General features: G+C 67.5%; 13 protein-coding genes. 5 read left to right on the forward strand and 8 right to left on the reverse strand.

The window, feature by feature from the left end; all coding sequences use genetic code 11:
• Positions 1-80: 80 nt before the first annotated feature.
• The 4 genes from TSH64_RS10360 (at position 81) to TSH64_RS10375 (ending at position 2,717) form a co-directional block, all read left to right on the forward strand.
• A complete protein-coding gene (locus TSH64_RS10360; protein ID WP_109096665.1) occupies positions 81-1,079 on the forward strand; it encodes an ABC transporter ATP-binding protein in 999 nt (332 codons plus the stop codon).
• 64 nt (positions 1,080-1,143) lie between these two features.
• Positions 1,144-2,061, forward strand: coding sequence for an alpha/beta hydrolase (locus TSH64_RS10365; protein WP_247872855.1), 918 nt, complete (start codon positions 1,144-1,146; stop codon positions 2,059-2,061).
• Between the two features lie 98 nt (positions 2,062-2,159).
• Positions 2,160-2,339, forward strand: coding sequence for a hypothetical protein (locus tag TSH64_RS10370; protein WP_146208018.1), 180 nt, complete (start codon positions 2,160-2,162; stop codon positions 2,337-2,339).
• A gap of 138 nt (positions 2,340-2,477) precedes the next feature.
• Positions 2,478-2,717: a hypothetical protein gene (locus TSH64_RS10375; RefSeq protein ID WP_246306903.1), complete on the forward strand. Its 240-nt coding sequence runs from the start codon at positions 2,478-2,480 to the stop codon at positions 2,715-2,717.
• A 115-nt stretch (positions 2,718-2,832) separates the two neighbouring features.
• Here the strand turns inward: TSH64_RS10375 and TSH64_RS10380 are convergent, their stop codons facing one another.
• Positions 2,833-6,153 (reverse strand): maltotransferase domain-containing protein, encoded by a 3,321-nt coding sequence (locus TSH64_RS10380; protein WP_109096668.1) that lies wholly within the window; start codon positions 6,151-6,153, stop codon positions 2,833-2,835.
• Between the two features lie 217 nt (positions 6,154-6,370).
• Here TSH64_RS10380 and TSH64_RS10385 point away from each other — a divergent pair, with 217 nt between their 5' ends.
• On the forward strand, positions 6,371-7,186 hold the full coding sequence (locus TSH64_RS10385) for a polyphosphate kinase (RefSeq protein WP_109096669.1): 816 nt from the start codon (positions 6,371-6,373) through the stop codon (positions 7,184-7,186).
• Between the two features lies 1 nt (position 7,187).
• Here TSH64_RS10385 and leuD read toward each other — a convergent pair whose 3' ends face one another.
• Genes leuD through TSH64_RS10420 form a run of 7 tightly spaced genes read right to left on the reverse strand, consistent with a single transcriptional unit; the run spans position 7,188 to position 15,958 of the window.
• The gene (gene leuD, locus TSH64_RS10390) at positions 7,188-7,787 is read right to left on the reverse strand and encodes a 3-isopropylmalate dehydratase small subunit (protein ID WP_109096670.1); all 600 of its coding nucleotides are present in this window, start codon (positions 7,785-7,787) and stop codon (positions 7,188-7,190) included.
• Between the two features lie 2 nt (positions 7,788-7,789).
• On the reverse strand, positions 7,790-9,196 hold the full coding sequence (leuC, locus tag TSH64_RS10395) for a 3-isopropylmalate dehydratase large subunit (RefSeq protein WP_109096671.1): 1,407 nt from the start codon (positions 9,194-9,196) through the stop codon (positions 7,790-7,792).
• Positions 9,193-10,602 carry an FAD-dependent oxidoreductase gene (locus TSH64_RS10400; RefSeq protein WP_109096672.1) on the reverse strand — a complete coding sequence of 470 codons (1,410 nt, stop codon included), beginning with the start codon at positions 10,600-10,602 and terminating at the stop codon, positions 9,193-9,195. The genes leuC and TSH64_RS10400 overlap by 4 nt, the downstream gene beginning before the upstream one ends.
• Entirely contained in the window at positions 10,599-11,213 is a 615-nt protein-coding gene (locus TSH64_RS10405; protein ID WP_109096673.1) for a cysteine hydrolase, read from the reverse strand. Before TSH64_RS10405 ends, TSH64_RS10400 begins: the two co-directional genes overlap by 4 nt.
• Positions 11,210-13,294 (reverse strand): hydantoinase/oxoprolinase family protein, encoded by a 2,085-nt coding sequence (locus tag TSH64_RS10410; RefSeq protein ID WP_109096674.1) that lies wholly within the window; start codon positions 13,292-13,294, stop codon positions 11,210-11,212. Before TSH64_RS10410 ends, TSH64_RS10405 begins: the two co-directional genes overlap by 4 nt.
• Before the next feature lie 19 nt (positions 13,295-13,313).
• Positions 13,314-15,059, reverse strand: a complete 1,746-nt coding sequence (locus TSH64_RS10415) for a hydantoinase B/oxoprolinase family protein (RefSeq protein ID WP_109096675.1) — start codon at positions 15,057-15,059, stop codon at positions 13,314-13,316.
• Positions 15,056-15,958: an isocitrate lyase/phosphoenolpyruvate mutase family protein gene (locus tag TSH64_RS10420; protein ID WP_199237523.1), complete on the reverse strand. Its 903-nt coding sequence runs from the start codon at positions 15,956-15,958 to the stop codon at positions 15,056-15,058. The genes TSH64_RS10415 and TSH64_RS10420 overlap by 4 nt, the downstream gene beginning before the upstream one ends.
• Positions 15,959-16,026 lie beyond the last annotated feature (68 nt).

Raw genomic sequence — 16,026 nt, forward strand, 5'->3', positions numbered from 1 at the left:
TCGCGCGCCGCGGATCAACGGGGGAAACCACCGGACACCGGGGCTTTTTCGCAAACCGCAAACATCATGGTTCAGGATCAATGGCCGCGCCAACCGATACCCCCACGCCCGTCTCGCTCCCGGCCAACGCGGTGGAGCTGCGCGGCCTGACCAAGATCTACCAGCCGACCGGAAAAGCCGGGCCGAAGCACGCGCTGAAGGGCATCGACCTCGCCATTCCGCGCGGGTCGCTGTTCGGGCTGCTCGGACCCAACGGCGCCGGCAAGTCGACGATGATCAACATCCTCGCCGGGCTGGTGAACAAGACCGGCGGCACTGCCACCATCTGGGGGCATGAGGTGGCCGACCATCCGCGCCGCGCCCGCGCCTCCATCGGCGTGGTGCCGCAGGAACTCAACATGGACCCCTTCTTCACCCCGCGCGAGATGCTGGAGCTTCAGGCCGGCCTCTACGGCGTGCCGAAGAAGGAGCGCCGGACGGACGAACTGCTCGACGCCGTCGGGCTGGCCGACAAGGCCGACGCCCACGCCCGTTCGCTGTCGGGCGGCATGAAGCGCCGGCTGATGGTGGCAAAGGCGATGGTCCATACGCCGCCGGTGCTGATCCTGGACGAGCCGACCGCCGGCGTCGATGTCGAGCTGCGCCGCCAGCTGTGGGACTATGTGCGCACGCTGAACAAGTCCGGCACCACCGTCCTGCTGACCACCCATTACCTGCAGGAGGCGGAGGAGCTGTGCGACACCATCGCCATCATCAACCATGGCGAGGTGGTGGCGTGCGAACCGAAGACCACCCTGCTGCGCCGGGTCGACAACAAGGCGCTGTGCCTGACCCTGGAGCGTGACCTGACCGCCGCCCCGCCCGCGCTGGATGGCTACACGGTGGAGATGCCGGAACCGCGGAGGATGGTCGTCCGCTACCACCCGAGCCGCCAGCGTGCCGGCGCCATCCTGTCCGCTCTGGCGGCTTCCGGAATTGGGATCGTCGATGTCACGACCGAAGAGTCGGATCTTGAAGATATATTCCTCCAACTGACGGGTGGTGCTCACAGCGACACAGGGGTAATCCATGCGGCATAGCGGAATGGCGGCTGTTCTCGGGTTAGGGCTTCTGCTTGGCGGCTGTGCCGCGGATTTCCAACCGATGGGGATGGCCGTCGTCCAGCCGCAGCTGAACGACAAGGTGCTGATCGCCGCCGACGGTTTCGAGCTGCCCATGCGCTCCTGGCTGCCGGCCGACGGCAAGGTGCGGGCCGCGGTGGTGGCCCTGCACGGCTACAACGACTATTCCAACGCCTTCGACGGCTCCGGCCGCGACTTCGCCACGGCCGGCATCGCCACCTACGCCTATGACCAGCGCGGTTTCGGCGCCACTCGCGAACGTGGCGTGTGGGCCGGTACCCCCACGCTGGTCAGCGACGCCCGCACCGCGGTGGAGATGGTGCACAAGCGCCATCCCGGCGTGCCGGTCTATCTGATGGGCGAAAGCATGGGCGGCGCCGTCGTGCTGAGCGCGATGACCGGCCCCAACCCGCCCAAGGTCGACGGCACCATCCTGGTCGCCCCCGCCGTCTGGGGGCGGCAGGCGATGGGGTTCTTCCCGCGTGCCGCGCTGTGGATCACCTACAATCTGGTTCCCGGGATGGTGGTGCATCCGCCGAAGGATCTGGACATCCGCCCGTCCGACAACATCGAGATGCTGCGGGCTCTCGGCCGCGATCCTCTGGTCATCAAGGGCTCCCGCGTCGATGCGCTGGAAGGGCTGACCGACCTGATGGGGTCGGCGCTCGACGCCTGCCAGCATCTCCAGACGCCATCACTGGTGCTTTACGGCGCCCATGAGGAGGTTCTGCCGCCGCGGCCGGTCGAGCGTGCCTTGAAGGATTTCGAATCCGGCGGGCGGCATGTCGTCGCCGTCTATCCCGACGGCTACCACATGCTGTTGCGCGACCTGAAGGGCAAGCTGGTGGTCAACGACGTCATCGCCTGGATCGCGAACCCCAAGGTGCCGCTGGCCAGCGGAGCTGACCGGGCGCCACGGGCATTGCTGGCCGCCAAGTAACGGCCGGCCATTTTTTGTCACAAATGCCTGCGCGATTGCCGATCCGACAGATTGTTCTTCATCCATCGTAACCTTTGGCAATGGTGGAGGACGGCCCGGTGAGCAACAACCCCGCTTCCGATTTGCGTCTGTCGCCGGAGGAAGTCCGGGAGATGGCCGCCGAATACAAGCTTTCACCCCTGTGGGTGCGGCTGGCCCTGATGCTGCGCCCGGCCAACCGCGCGGCGCTGGTTGCTTTCCTGGGATGGGCCAGCGGATTGCCGCATCCACCTGCCTGAAAGGAGCGGCCTAGGGCATGGGACCTTTGCAGCCAAAGGTATAGTACCCGTTAGCACCAAAGCCACTCTGCCCCTTCCAGCGGTTGAGAGCTAAGGTACCGCATAAGCGGACACCGTATGTCCCCGTTGGGAGGAACCATGCACAGCGTCGAATCTCAGGTTACCCCGTCCGGCGCCACCCGCGCCGCGGCGACCGCCCAGACGACCATGTCCTCTACCATGGATGTTCAGACCATCGCCGACCGCTACGGCTGGACCACCCCGATGGCCCGCTGGTGGATGGCGTTCGCCGCCTCGTCGGTCGGGCCGAAGCCTGACACCATGATCGATTTTCTGGACAAGACCGTCGGCGGCGTGACGATGATCCGCCGGCGCTGATCGGCGCATAGACGGAATTTAAAAGCGGCCCTCAAGGGCCGCTTTTTTATTGGGGAATTTCTTCGGCGGCAGGGTTCTTCGGCGGCAGAGTGTATCTGCCGCCGACGTCACGTACTCACACCCCGGGCGGCACGATCCGCCAGATTGCCGCCGGGTTGCGGTGAGGATCCAGCCAGACATGCTGGAACTTGCCGATCCAAGTGAAGCGGTGGCCGCTGAACAGGTCCTCCACCTGGACATGGGCACCGTCGGGCAGGCCCAGCTCCCACAGCGGCACCTCGATGGTCCCGCCATGACCGTTGTGCGGATCCAGGTTCACCGCGATCAGGATCACGTTGTCCTTCGCCGCCGTCATCTTTCCATACAGCAGGATGTTGTCGTCGAAGGCGTTGTAGAATTTCAGGTTGGTGAACTGCTGCAGTGCCGGATTCTCGGCACGGATGCGGTTGATGGCGGTCACATAGTCGCGGATGTTGCCGGGCCTGTTCCAGTCCCAGTGCCGAATCTCGTACTTCTCCGAGTGGTTGAATTCCTGCTTGCCGGGATAGGCCTCCGCCTCGCACAGCAGATAGGGAGCGTAAAGCCCATAGACGCCGGCCAGCGTCGCCGACAGAACCGCCCGCATCATGTGCGCCGGCCGGCCGCCATTTGTCAGGATCGGCGGCAGGATGTCAGGCGTGCTGGCGAAGAAGTTCGGCCGCATATACTCCCGCGATTCACTCTGAGTCAGTTCCGTCAGATACTCGGTCAGTTCCGCCTTGGTGTTGCGCCAGGTGAAGTAGCTGTAGGACTGGGTGAAGCCGACCTTGGCCAGACGCTTCATCAGCTTCGGACGGGTGAAGGCCTCGGCCAGGAACAGGGCGTCGGGGTAGCGGTCCTGCACCTCGCGGATCATCCATTCCCAGAAGGGGAAAGGTTTGGTGTGCGGGTTGTCGACGCGGAAGATGCGCACCCCCTCTTTGCACCACATCAGCACCACGTCGCGCAGCGCGTACCACAGGTCCGGATAGGACTGGCGGTAGAAGCTGACATTGACGATGTCCTGGTACTTCTTCGGCGGATTCTCGGCATAGCGAATGGTGCCGTCGGGCCGCCAGTAGAACCAGTGCGGATGCTCCTTCACCCAGGGATGATCGGGCGAGCACTGGACGGCGAAGTCGAGAGCGATCTCGATTCCATGGCGTTTGGCTTCGCGGACCAGCCGGCGGAAGCTCTCGAAATCGCCGATCATCGGATCGATGGCGTCGTGCCCGCCCTCCTCCGCACCGATGGCATAGGGCACGCCGGGATCGTCCGGGCCGGGATTCAGCGTGTTGTTCTTGCCCTTGCGGAAGGCACGGCCGATGGGGTGGATCGGCGGGAAATACAGCACGTCGAAGCCCATGTCGCGCACCATGGGCAGCAGATTGACCACGTCGTCGAAAGTACCGGGACGGGACGGATCGGGCGAGGCGGAACGCGGGAAGATCTCGAACCATGCCGAATAGGCGCCGGCGGTGCGGTCGACATAGACCTCCAACTCACGCACGTAACGTGACTTGTACTGCCGCTCGCCATACTGCGTCATGACGCGGCGCGGCTCGTCCGACAGGGCATAGTCGATGGCTTCGCGACCCGACAGCGCCTGCATCCGCTCGATCACCGCCTGGAGCGCCCCGCGCCCGTCGCCATGGTTCAGGTCCAGCGCCTGCTCGACGAAGCGGCGCCCTTCCACCAGTTCCAGATCGACGACCATGCCGGCATCGACCTTCTTCTTGAAGTCGGCGCGCCAGCTTTCCCAAACGTCGCGCCAGGCTTCGATGCTGTAGGTGTAACGGGCGTTGCGGTTCAGTGGCACGCGGCCGACCCAACGGTCATTCTCGTGGAAGCGCATCGGCGCTTCGCTCCACGCCTCGTCGCCGTCCGCCCTGTACATGACGGATGCCGCGAGCACGAAGGTGCCGTCGGTGTAGATGTCGGCCCACACCTCCATCACATCGCCGACCGCCCGCTTGATCGCGAACCGTCCGCCGTCAAGTTCCGGATAGACATTCTCGATGGTCATGCGGCCGGCGGCGATGGAGTCCATCCATTCCCGCTCTTCCACATCGTGCAGTTCGATGGCGTGGCTGCGGGCGGCGCGGGCGCGGAAGACGCGCAGTTCCATCGGGCGCAATGTCATCGGCGCGCCAGGCTCCATCGGCAGCGGTTCCGCCTCCGGAGTCACATCCTCGAACGCCTCGTAGGTGCCGCCGGTGGCCGCCAGGATCGGGCCGACATCCAGCGTGTGCGTCCGGTTCTCGTCCGGGTTCAGCACCAGGATGGCGCAGCCGTCGGGCTGGTCGAGCGCGGCGCCGTCCACCTGCCGGATCAGTCCCAGCACCGGGCTATGCGGAGAGGTCACGCGGCGCTGCGGCCCTTCGACATTCAGGGCCGGGGTGGCCGCCTTCATGGCGTTGACGGCGCCGATGAAGCCGGTCAGGTCCAGCTTCGGCTCTTCCCAGTCGGCAGGGCCGGTGCGCACGACGTCCAGCTTGCGGGTGAAGCCATACTCGTAGCCGACCGGCATCATCACGCCGGTGGAGAAGCTGGCCGCGAACAGGTAGTGCATCTTCAGCTGCGCGGCGAGCCGCACGGCGTCCTGGCTGCCGACCTCCGCGGCCAGCCGGTCGGTGTCGTGGCTTTCCGGGAAGGCGATGGACGGCGCGATCCAGCGGAATTCCTCATATTGGTCGAGCAGCCAGTCGGCCTTGAAGTCCCACCATTTGGCGCTGTTGAACAGGAAGTCGAAGCCGGCGCCGCACAGCTCGCGCACCTGCTCAACGGAGCAGCCCAGCGTCTCGGCAAAGAACTTCACCTCCGGATTTACGGCGTGGGCGGCGTCGATCAGGCTCTTCCACACCTCCGCCGGCACCTGATAGGCGGCGTCGCAGCGGAAGCCCTTTACGCCAAGACCGATGTAATGGCGCAGATAGTCGGACCAGTAGCCGACCAGCCCGGCGCGCGAGTCCGCCCGGTCATAGTCGAGGGAGGCGAGGTCGCCCCAAACCGTGACATGGGTGGTGTTGTTGGGATCGACGGCGCCCGGACGGTGCAGGTCGCCGTCAGCGCCGCGCTTGTACCAGTCGGGGTGGCGCTCGACCAGCAGCGCATCGCGCGAGGTGTGGTTGATGACGAAGTCCATCATCACCGACTGGCCGTGTGCCGCGGCCTCCGCCGTGAAGCGGCGCAGAAGCTCGTCGTCGCTGTCGTGCGACCCGCCGCGGAGCGCATCGTGAAGCCGGTAGGGGTCCTTGACGGCATAGAGGCTGCCGGAGAATCCGGGCTGGTGGATCGGGTTCAGGAATATCCAGTCGAAACCCATCCCCTGGATCCGCGGCAGGTGCCCGGCCCAATCGCGCACGGGACCGACCAGGGTCGGAAACAGGTTGTAGATGCGCGGTCCGACGATGCTCATGGAACCCCCTTCCTTGGCCCTGCTTCTCCGTTGACAGCCTGCCGCTCCTCGTTGTGGGATCGACCAGGCGGCATCGGTGCTTTTCCCCTCACGGGTGTGCCGGCGCCGACGCAGATGCCGACACCGTGCCCCCGCCGGACAACCCGCAGGGGCGGTGAAGGTTCCGCCCGCCCTGTCGGCAAGCCGCAACCGACCCCACCAGCACAGGATACAACGCATGGCCGAGAAGCCCGGCAAGGTCTCGAAAATCCGCCTCGGTAAACTGGACCAGGAGCAGGCGCGGATCGACACGGCGGAGGAATACGACCGCCGACTCGGCAAGCTGCAGAAGGAGCTTCTGCACATCCAGCAGACCTACTGGCATGAGAAACGCCGCGCCATCGTGGTGTTCGAAGGCTGGGATGCGGCCGGCAAGGGCGGGGCCATTCGTCGCATGACCGAGCCGCTCGACCCCCGCGGCTTCCATGTCTGGCCGATCTCCGCCCCCACCGCGGATGAGCAGGGAAAGCATTACCTGTACCGCTTCTGGACCAAGCTGCCGGCGCCCGGCACCTTCGCAATCTTCGACCGGTCCTGGTACGGCCGCGTCATGGTGGAGCGGGTGGAGAAGTTCGCCACCAAGGACCAGTGGAAGCGCGCCTATGACGAGATCAACGAGTTCGAACGGCTGCTGACCGACGACGGCGTGCGCATCGTCAAGCTGTTCCTGCACATCACCCCGGAAGAGCAGCTGGAGCGCTTCCGCGAGCGGATGAAGAACCCCTATAAGCGCTGGAAGCTGACCGAGGAGGATCTGCGCAACCGCGCCAAATGGGACGATTACGTCAAGGCGGCGGAGACGATGTTCGACCGCACCTCCACCGCCAACGCGCCCTGGCATGCGGTGGAGGCGAACTCCAAATGGCATGCCCGCACCAAGGTGCTGGAGATCGTCACCGCCGCGCTGAAGGAGGGTGTCAACATCGCCCCGCCCCCCATCAACGGCAACGTCGCGAGAATCGCCGCCGAGGTTCTGGGGATAGAGGCGGAGTAGGTTACCCCCTGCCCGGCACCACCCAGGGCCGCCGCTCCGCATCCGTCCGGTCGAAGGCGTCGATGGCGTCCCGGTGGCGCAGGGTAAGGGCCACGTCGTCCAACCCTTCGACCAGACAATCCTTCTTGAAGGGATCGATGGCGAAGGACAGCGCCCGGCCGTCCGGACCGGTCAGGCTCTGGGCCGGCAGGTCCACGGTGACGGTGGCACCGGGCGTCGCCTGCAACTGGCGGCGCAGCGATGCCACCACATCCTCCGGCAGGGTGACGGTCAGCAGGCCGTTCTTGGCGGCGTTGGCGGCGAAGATGTCGCCAAAGCTGGGGGCGACGACGCAGCGGAAGCCACCGTCCACCAGCGCATAGACCGCGCCCTCGCGCGAGGATCCGCAGCCGAAATTGCGGTCGCTCACCAGAATGCGGGCACCGGCATAGGCCGGGTCGTCCAGCGGGAAGCCCGGCTTGCGCTCGTCATGGAACAGGAAGTTGCCGTAGCCGGCGCTGCGCGGCTTCTTCAGGAAACGGGCGGGCAGAAGCTGGTCGGTGTCGATGTTGGCGATGTCGAGCGGCACCGCCGGCGCGGTCAGCGTGACGAAGGGCTCCATCCTCAGGAAACTCCCAGCTTGCGGACATCGGTGAGTTTGCCAGTCGCAGCGGCGGCGGCGGCCATCGCCGGGCTCATCAGGTGGGTGCGGGCGTTCGGCCCTTGGCGGCCGGGGAAATTGCGGTTGGTGGTGGAGGCACAGCGCTCCCCCGCCGGAACGAGGTCGCCGTTGATGCCGACGCACATCGAGCAGCCGGGCTCGCCCCATTCCAGCCCGGCATCGATGAAGACGCGGTGCAGCCCTTCCGCCTCCGCCAGCATGCGCACCGGGACCGAGCCCGGAACCACCAGCCCCGGCACCACGGCGCGACGGCCGCGCAGCACCGCGGCGGCGGCGCGCAGATCCTCCAGACGGGCATTGGTACAGGAGCCGATGAAGACGCGGTCGATGGCCACCTCTTCCAGCGCCATGCCGGGGGCAAGGCCCATATAGTCCAGCATCTTGCGCATCTGGCCGGCGCGCACCGGGTCGGCCTCCGCACCGGGGTCGGGAACAGCCGCCGTCACCGGAACCGCAGTTTCCGGGCTGGTGCCCCAGGTCACCGCCGGGGCGATGTCGGCGGCATCCAGCGTCACCTCGCGGTCGAAGACGGCACCCGCGTCGCTGGGCAGGGTGCGCCAATGCTCGACAGCGCGGTCGAACATTCCCCCCTTCGGGGCGAAGGGCCGGCCCTCTATCCAGGAGAAGGCGATGTCGTCGGGGGCGATCATGCCGGCCCGCGCCCCGGCCTCGATCGACATGTTGCAGACGGTCAGCCGGCCTTCCATCGACAGGGCACGGATGGCGCTGCCCGCATATTCGATGACATGGCCGGCGGCCCCGTCGGCACCGATGGCGGCGATCACCGCCAGGATCAGGTCCTTGGCCGTGACATGCGGCCCCAGCACCCCGTCCACCGTGATGCGCATCGTCTTGGGACGACGCTGCCACAGGGTCTGGGTCGCCAGCACATGCGACACCTCGGTGGCGCCGATGCCGAAAGCCAGCGCGCCGAAAGCCCCGTGGGTCGAGGTGTGGCTGTCGCCGCAGACGATGGTCAGGCCGGGCAAGGTCAGCCCCTGTTCCGGCGCCAGCACATGGACGATGCCCTGTGCCGGATCGTGAAGGCCGAAATGGCGCAGGCCGTGGCGGCCGGCATTCGCCTCCAGCATCGTCACCATGTTGGCGATCTCGGGATCGGCAATCGGCCTGGACCGGCTGTGCGAGGGAACGTAATGGTCGGCGACGGCGAAGGTCAGCTCCGGCCGGCGCACCTTGCGTCCGGCATGGTCGATCATGCCGAAGGCGTGGAAGGATCCTTCATGCAGGAAATGACGGTCGATGGCGAGCAGGGCCTGACCGTCCGGCCGGGTCGCCACGATATGGGCGTCCCACACCTTCTCGAACAGGCTGCGTGGCTGTGCGGTCATTGGTTGGTTTCCTCACTAACGGCGCCCGCGGCGGCCATCCCGGCGATGCGTCCCAGCGCCACCGCGGTCAGCAGGCCGTTGCCGGACAAATAGCCGGATGCCTTGGACCCCGACACGCCGCAGGCAGCCCCGCCAGCGGCATAGAGGTTGGGCAACTTCATTCCCTGCCCGTCCAGAACACGGGCCTCGTCATCGACGACCAGCCCGCCCTGGGTGTGGAACAGGGCGCCGGTGACGCGGACGGCGCGGTAGGGTGGTACCAGTGGGGCCGAGCCGGCAAAGTCGCGGCCGAAGCCGTCGGTTCCGCCCTCCGCCTTCAACCGGTCGATGTCGGCCAGCGTGGCGGCGAAGGCATCCGCGTCGATTTTCATCGGCCGAGCCAGTTCAGCCGGCGTGTCGGCGCTCAGCACCGCACCCATCGCCTCGGCCTGCCGGAAATCCTCGAACTGGCGGGCGATGCCGGCGATGCGCTCGTCGAAGACGGTCCAGGCGATGCCGCCCGGCTGGCGCAGCACCACGGCGGCCTGTTCCGAATAACCCTGTGCCTCGTTGGAGAAGCGCCGGCCCTCCGTGTTCACCTGCACGCCGCCCTCGGTGATCGTCGCCCAGGTGACGAGGATGCCCGCGGGGTGTGCCACGGAGCCATGGCCCTGATGACCCGACAAGTGCCGGGTTGCCGCCCCCAGCACCTCGCCCCACAGCAGCGCATCTCCCTGGTTGCCGGGATGGCCGAAATAGAGCGCGTCGGCCAGTTCCGGCACATGCTGCCCGACCAGCGCCCTGTTGCCGCCATAGCCGTTGCAGGCCAGGACCAGCGCACCGCAGCCGACCCGCTCGACACTGCCGTCGGGCCGCGTGATCTCGACACCGCGAACCTGTGCGCCATCGACGTAGAGGGCGGTGACATGCGCCTCGCACAGCACGTCGATGCCGACGGTTTCCACGGCTCCCCGCAGCCGGTCGATCAATTCCGCTCCCGACCGGCTGGGCAACCCGTGCATGCGCCGGGCGCTGTGTCCGGGATAGCTGAAATTGTCCACCACCGAGAATGGCAGCCCATAGCAGTCCGCCAGCCATTCCAGCGCCGGCCCGACCGCCTGGGCGACGCGGGCGACCGCGGCCGGATCGGGCTCGCCCTTCGCCTTGGCGATGATGTCGGTCGCGAAGCGCTCCGGGCAATCCTCAATGCCGGCGTTGCGCTGCCAACGGGTGCCCGGCGCTGGGATCAGCCCGGCCGACAGGGCGGTGGACCCTTGCGGCAGCGCATCGCGCTCCAGCACCAGCACGCCGGCGCCTGCCTCATGGGCGGCCAGCGCGGCGACCATGCCGGCCGCACCGCCACCGATCACGACGACGGGGACGGTGAACTCGAACTCGATGCCATCGGCGGGCAGGATGCGGCTCATGAGTTCGCCACCTCCTCCAGCATGGTCGCGACCGTTGCCACCCGGCAGACCGGACGCAGTGCTGCGACGGAAACCTCATGCACCTCCGGGCTGAAGGCGGCGCAACCATCCTCCAGCAGGATCGTCTCGAAATCGCGGACATGAGCATCGCGCACGGTCGAGGCGATGCCGCCATTGGTGACGATGCCGCAGACCAGCAGCCGTTCAACCCCGCATTTCGCCAGCACCCATTCCAACCGCGACATGTAGAAGGCGGAATAGGCGATCTTCTCCACCTCGACATCGACGGGCTGAAGGGCATCGACGGTGCGATGACCCCAGCTGCCGGGCTGGAAATCGCCCTTGGCCAGGAAGGGACGCAGCGACTTCAGATGCGGAGAGATCATCGGCTCGCCGCCACGGCCCGGCACCAGGGTGAAGTTGGTGGAGATCACCCAGCCGCCGCGCGAGCGCAGCAGATCGGCCAGCGGCTTCACCCGCTCCGGCAGCGCTACGATCTCGGGCGCCGTCTGTCCGGCGCGGCCATAGGCGCCATCGGGATGGAGGAAGTCATTTTGCAGATCGCAGACCAGCAGGGCGGTCCGCTCAACCGGAATGGCGGTGCCGCTCATCGGGTGCTCCTTTCCACGATGACGTTGCCGAAGCCGTCGACACGGGCGCTGAGGTCGGGGTCGATGACGGTGGTGGCGTCCGGCTGCTCCAGGATCGCCGGCCCCTGGATCACCGCGCCGACCGGCAGGTCGAGGCGGTTGTACACGGCGGTGTCGTGCCAGGCCCCGTCGAACCACACCGGCCGCGACCCGGCATGGGCGCCCTCCACCGTCGTTCCGGCTGCCGGAGCCAAAGCGGAGAGGTCGAAATGCGGACGGCGGCCGATGGCGGCGGTGCGCAGATTGACGATCTTGGCGCCGACACCCGGCAGCAGGCGGCTGAAGGAGGCCTGATAGGCACGCTCGAAGGCGGAGCGGATGGTCGCCTCGTCGATGCCGGTCGTGCCGTTTTCCACCGACACCGGCAGCGGCACGGCGACCGTGTGGGTCTGGCCGATGTAGTGCATGTCGAGTTCGAAGACGAGGTCGATGCGCTCGACGCTGAGCCCGGCGGACTCCACCACGGCGCGGGCGGCGGTCGCCTCCTCCACCATGCGGCGGTCGAGCGAGCCTGCGTCGATGCCCGCCAGCGGGAGATTGACCGTCTGCACCTGATCGTGGCGGATGTCGGCGATGACGCAGCCGAGCGCCGAGGTCACGCCGGGGAAGCGCGGCACCAGAGCCGCCTTCAGCCCGACCTCCTTGATCAGCGCGCCGACATGCAGCGCCCCGCCGCCGCCGAAGGGCACGGCGGCGAACTTGGCCGGATCGTGGCCGCGCTCGATGGAGACGAGGCGGATGGCGCCGGCCATCTTGCTGTTGGCGATGCGCACCACCGCTTCCGCCGCCGCCATGACCTCAAGGCCGAGCGGCTCGGCGACATGGGTGGCGATTGCCGCGCGGGCGGCATCGACGTCCAGCCGCGCCAGCTTGCCGCCGATGGGACGCTCGGCATTGATGCGGCCGAGCAGGACATTGGCGTCGGTCAGGGTCGGACGGGTGTTGCCCTGGCCGTAGCAGACCGGCCCCGGCCTGGAACCGGCACTCTCAGGCCCGACCTGGAGCATGCCGCCGGGATCGACCCCGGCGATGGAGCCGCCGCCGGCGCCGATGGTGGTGATCTCGATCATCGGGGTGCGGACGACCAGACCGAAATCGATGGTGGTCTGGGCGGCGAGCATGGTCTGCCCCTCCACCACCAGCGACACGTCGAAGCTGGTGCCGCCAAGGTCGCCGGTGATGACGTTGGGGAAGCCCGCCGCCTTGGAGATCGCCGCCGCGGCGATGACGCCGGCCGCCGGCCCCGACAGGGCGGTGCGCACCGGCAGCCGCCGCGCCGTGTCGGTGGACATCACGCCGCCGTTCGACTGCACGATGTGGAAGCGTCCGCCGAACCCTTCGCCGGCCAGCGCGTTGTCGAGCTTGGCGAGATAGCTGCCGACCACCGGCTGGAGATAGGCGTTGAGCGCGGTGGTCGAGGTGCGCTCGAACTCGCGGATTTCCGGAAGGATGCGGGACGAGCATTCGAGGTTGGCATTCGGCCACACCTCGCGCGCCGCCTCCAGCGCCGCCAGCTCGTTGGCCGGGTTGGCGTAGGCGTTGATGAAGACGATGGCGAGCGCCTCCGCCCCCTGGTCGGCCAGCCGGCGGGCGCAAGCACGGACCTCCTCCGGGTCGATCCCTGTACGGATCGTGCCGTCGGCCAGCGTGCGTTCCGCCACCTCAAGCCGCATGTCGCGGTCGACGACGGGAACGAAATCGCCCCACAGGCCCCAGGTTTGGCGGCGGTCGCGGCGGCGCATCTCCAACACGTCGCGGAAGCCGGCGGTGGTGATCAGCCCGACCTTGGCGCCCTTGCGCTCCAGCAGGGCATTGGTGCCGACGGTGGTGCCGTGGACGATGGAGCCCAGTTCGGCGACGGGGCCGAAGCTCTGCAGGCCAGCGAGAAAGCCGACCGCCTCGTCGCCGCGGTTGGAGGGAACCTTGGCGGTGCGGAAGCTGCCGCGCGCCTCGTCGTAATGGAACAGGTCGGTGAAGGTGCCGCCGACATCGACGCCGACGATGGCGCCCTTGCCCGCACCCTTGAAAATGCCGTTGCTCATGGTCTTGCTTCCGGGTTCGTCAGGCGACGGAGGATTCGCGCAAGGTCGCGGTGGCGGCGATGTCGAGCGCGCCGTCGTCGGTCAGCGCCACGCCATAGGCGCTGTGCGCCGCGTCACGGCCAAGATAGCCGAGCCGCACGTCGCGAACGACGGCCTCCGCATCGCGCCGCTTCGGGTCGCCCCAGCCGCCGCCGCCCGGCGTTTCCAGCCGCACGCGCTGGCCGTCGCGGATCTTCACGTCGGTGACCTTGGAGGCGAGCGGCGGCGACTTCTCGCCCTCGTTGCTCTGCCAGCTGAAACGGTTCAGCGCCGCAGGATTGCCGCCCGCCACGCCGAAGGGCGAGAAGACGCCGCGCTCGCCCAGCAGGAAGACATCGGCATCGGTCAACGCCTCGATCTCATAGACCGCACCCAGCCCGCCGCGATGCAGGCCGGCACCGGCAGAGTCCGGCCGCAGAGCCCATTGGGTGAACATCACCGGATAGGCGGCCTCCAGGATTTCCACCGGCGGGATGGTGGCGGTGGAGATCGGGTTGTTGGCGTGGTTCAGCCCGTCCGTCTCCGGATTGCCGCCCAGGCCCCCGCCGAAGAAGGAGAACATGACCCAGCGCGAGCCGTCCTTGCGGTGGCCGGCCAGCGACAGCGCGTTGATGGTGCCGAAGGGGGCGGCGGTGGCGCGGGTCGGATCGGCGAGCGCCAGCGCACCGAACACTACGCCGATCACACGCAGGATCGTCTCGGTATAGCCGCCGACCGGCTTGGGCGGCTTGACCGCCAGCAGGGTGCTTTCCGGGATGACGAAGGTGATCGGGTTGAGGCAGCCGGCATTGGCGGGCACGTCGGTGAAGACATGCTTCAGCGCGACATAGCAGCAGGCCACCGCGGTGGAATAGGCGATGTTCAGCGGCCCGGCGCAGGGAGCCGATGAGCGCGAGAAATCCAGCGTCATCCGCTCGCCGTCGATGGTCAGGTCCAACGCGATGAGCAGCCGGTCCGCCGTGATGCCGTCATTGTCGAGATAATCCTCGAAGCTGTAGGTGCCGTCCGGCAGCTTCGACACGGCGCTGCGCATCAGCGCGTCGGCCCGCGCGGTGAAGGCATCGAAGGCGGCGGAGACCGTCTCCTCGCCATGCTCGTCCAGCAGTTCGGTCAGGCGGCGCACCCCCAGGTCCAGCGCGTTAAGCTGCCCGTTCAAATCGCCGTAGTTCGACACCGGCACACGGGAATTGGCGGCGAGGATCGCCAGCAAGTCGTGGTTCATCACGCCCGCCTTGACCAACTTCACCGGCGGGAAGCGCACGCCCTCCTGGAAGCTGTCGGTGGCGCGGGCGTTGAAGTTGCCCGGCACGTTGCCACCGATGTCGAGCCAGTGGCCGACCGACGCCATCCAGCAGAACAGCCGCCCCTGACGGAAGATCGGCCGCACCAGGCGGAAATCGTTCAGGTGGGTGCCGCCGTCATAGGGGTCGTTGAACAGGAAGATGTCTTCCGCATGAAGGTCGCCCTCCTTCGCCACCTTGTCGATCACCGCCTTGACCGCGAAGGCCATGGCGCCGACGAAGATCGGCAGGCCGTTGGTGCCCTGCACCAGCGTTGCCCCGGTCTCGGCATGGTAGAGGCCGTGGCAGGCGTCGCGCGCCTCGGCGATGATCGGGTTGAAGGCGGAGCGGTAGAGCGTCGCGTCCATCTCGTCGGCGATCTGCTCCAGCCGGCCCTTCAGGACGGCCAGCGTGACGGGGTCGATGGAAGTGGTTCTGGTGGTCATGCTGCGTCCTCCCGCTTGGCGGGGCCAAAGTCCTTATAAGTCTCGCCGAGCGCCAACATCTCCGGCGTGCCGATCAGGTCGTTCAACGCGTTGAAGTCGAACATGCGGTCGCGGAAGGGCTGGGTGGTGCCGTGCTGCGCCAGCGAGCCGTAATAGTCCTGCGCTTGCCGAGCGAGCGCTCGCACGATTCCTCCGGGGAAGATCACCAGCCGGTAGCCCAGTTCGCCCAGCTCGGCGGCGGAACTGATCGGCGTCTGCCCACCCTCGACCATGTTGGCGAGCAGCGGACGGATGCCGCCTAGGTCGGTGGCGATGGCGGACAGCTGCTCGCGGCTTTTGGGCGCCTCGACGAACAGAACGTCGGCCCCTGCCTCGACATAGAGGCGGGCGCGGTCAAGGGCTGCCGAAACGCCTTCCACCGCCACCGCATCGGTGCGGGCGACGATCAACGTGTTTTCGCTGGCCCGCGCATCGACCGCCGCCTTGATCTTGCCGGCCATCTCACCGGCCGGGATCACCGCCTTGTCGGTCAGGTGGCCGCAGCGCTTGGGAAAGCTCTGGTCCTCCAGCTGCAAGGCGGTGGCGCCGGCCCGCTCGAACATGCGCACGGTGCGCTGCACGTTGAGCGCGTTGCCGTAGCCGGTGTCGGCATCGACGATCAGCGGCGTCGGCACGCGGTCGCGCACCAGGGCGATGGTGTCGGCCACCTCGCTGACCGAGACCAGCCCGATATCGGGCCGGCCCAGCCGGGTGTAGGCGATGGCGGCGCCCGACAGGTACAGCGCCTCGAACCCGGCGGCGGTGGCCACCGAAGCGGTGAAGGCGTCATAGACGCCGGGCGCCAGGACGACGCGGTCCTGAGCCAGTCGGTCCCGGAAACTCATGCTGGGGACGGTCATGTCAAGCGCTCCCCCCGGTGTCGGTCCGCAAAGCGGCCGCGGCGGCACCGGGTCAGGGTTGGGAAATG

It is taken from the genome of Azospirillum sp. TSH64 (assembly GCF_003116035.1).
Lineage (GTDB): Bacteria > Pseudomonadota > Alphaproteobacteria > Azospirillales > Azospirillaceae > Azospirillum.

Excerpts from the sequence above, each read along its gene's own strand:
- TSH64_RS10380 (WP_109096668.1), bottom strand. The coding sequence starts at position 6,153 with ATGAGCATCGTCGGACCGCGCATCTACAACCTGTTTCCGACCCTGGTC.
- TSH64_RS10420 (WP_199237523.1), bottom strand. The coding sequence starts at position 15,958 with ATGACCGTCCCCAGCATGAGTTTCCGGGACCGACTGGCTCAGGACCGC.
- TSH64_RS10400 (WP_109096672.1), bottom strand. The coding sequence starts at position 10,602 with ATGAGCCGCATCCTGCCCGCCGATGGCATCGAGTTCGAGTTCACCGTC.
- TSH64_RS10410 (WP_109096674.1), bottom strand. The coding sequence starts at position 13,294 with ATGAGCAACGGCATTTTCAAGGGTGCGGGCAAGGGCGCCATCGTCGGC.
- TSH64_RS10405 (WP_109096673.1), bottom strand. The coding sequence starts at position 11,213 with ATGAGCGGCACCGCCATTCCGGTTGAGCGGACCGCCCTGCTGGTCTGC.
- leuC (WP_109096671.1), bottom strand. The coding sequence starts at position 9,196 with ATGACCGCACAGCCACGCAGCCTGTTCGAGAAGGTGTGGGACGCCCAT.
- TSH64_RS10385 (WP_109096669.1), top strand. The coding sequence starts at position 6,371 with ATGGCCGAGAAGCCCGGCAAGGTCTCGAAAATCCGCCTCGGTAAACTG.
- TSH64_RS10360 (WP_109096665.1), top strand. The coding sequence starts at position 81 with ATGGCCGCGCCAACCGATACCCCCACGCCCGTCTCGCTCCCGGCCAAC.
- leuD (WP_109096670.1), bottom strand. The coding sequence starts at position 7,787 with ATGGAGCCCTTCGTCACGCTGACCGCGCCGGCGGTGCCGCTCGACATC.
- TSH64_RS10365 (WP_247872855.1), top strand. The coding sequence starts at position 1,144 with ATGGGGATGGCCGTCGTCCAGCCGCAGCTGAACGACAAGGTGCTGATC.
- TSH64_RS10415 (WP_109096675.1), bottom strand. The coding sequence starts at position 15,059 with ATGACCACCAGAACCACTTCCATCGACCCCGTCACGCTGGCCGTCCTG.
- TSH64_RS10375 (WP_246306903.1), top strand. The coding sequence starts at position 2,478 with ATGCACAGCGTCGAATCTCAGGTTACCCCGTCCGGCGCCACCCGCGCC.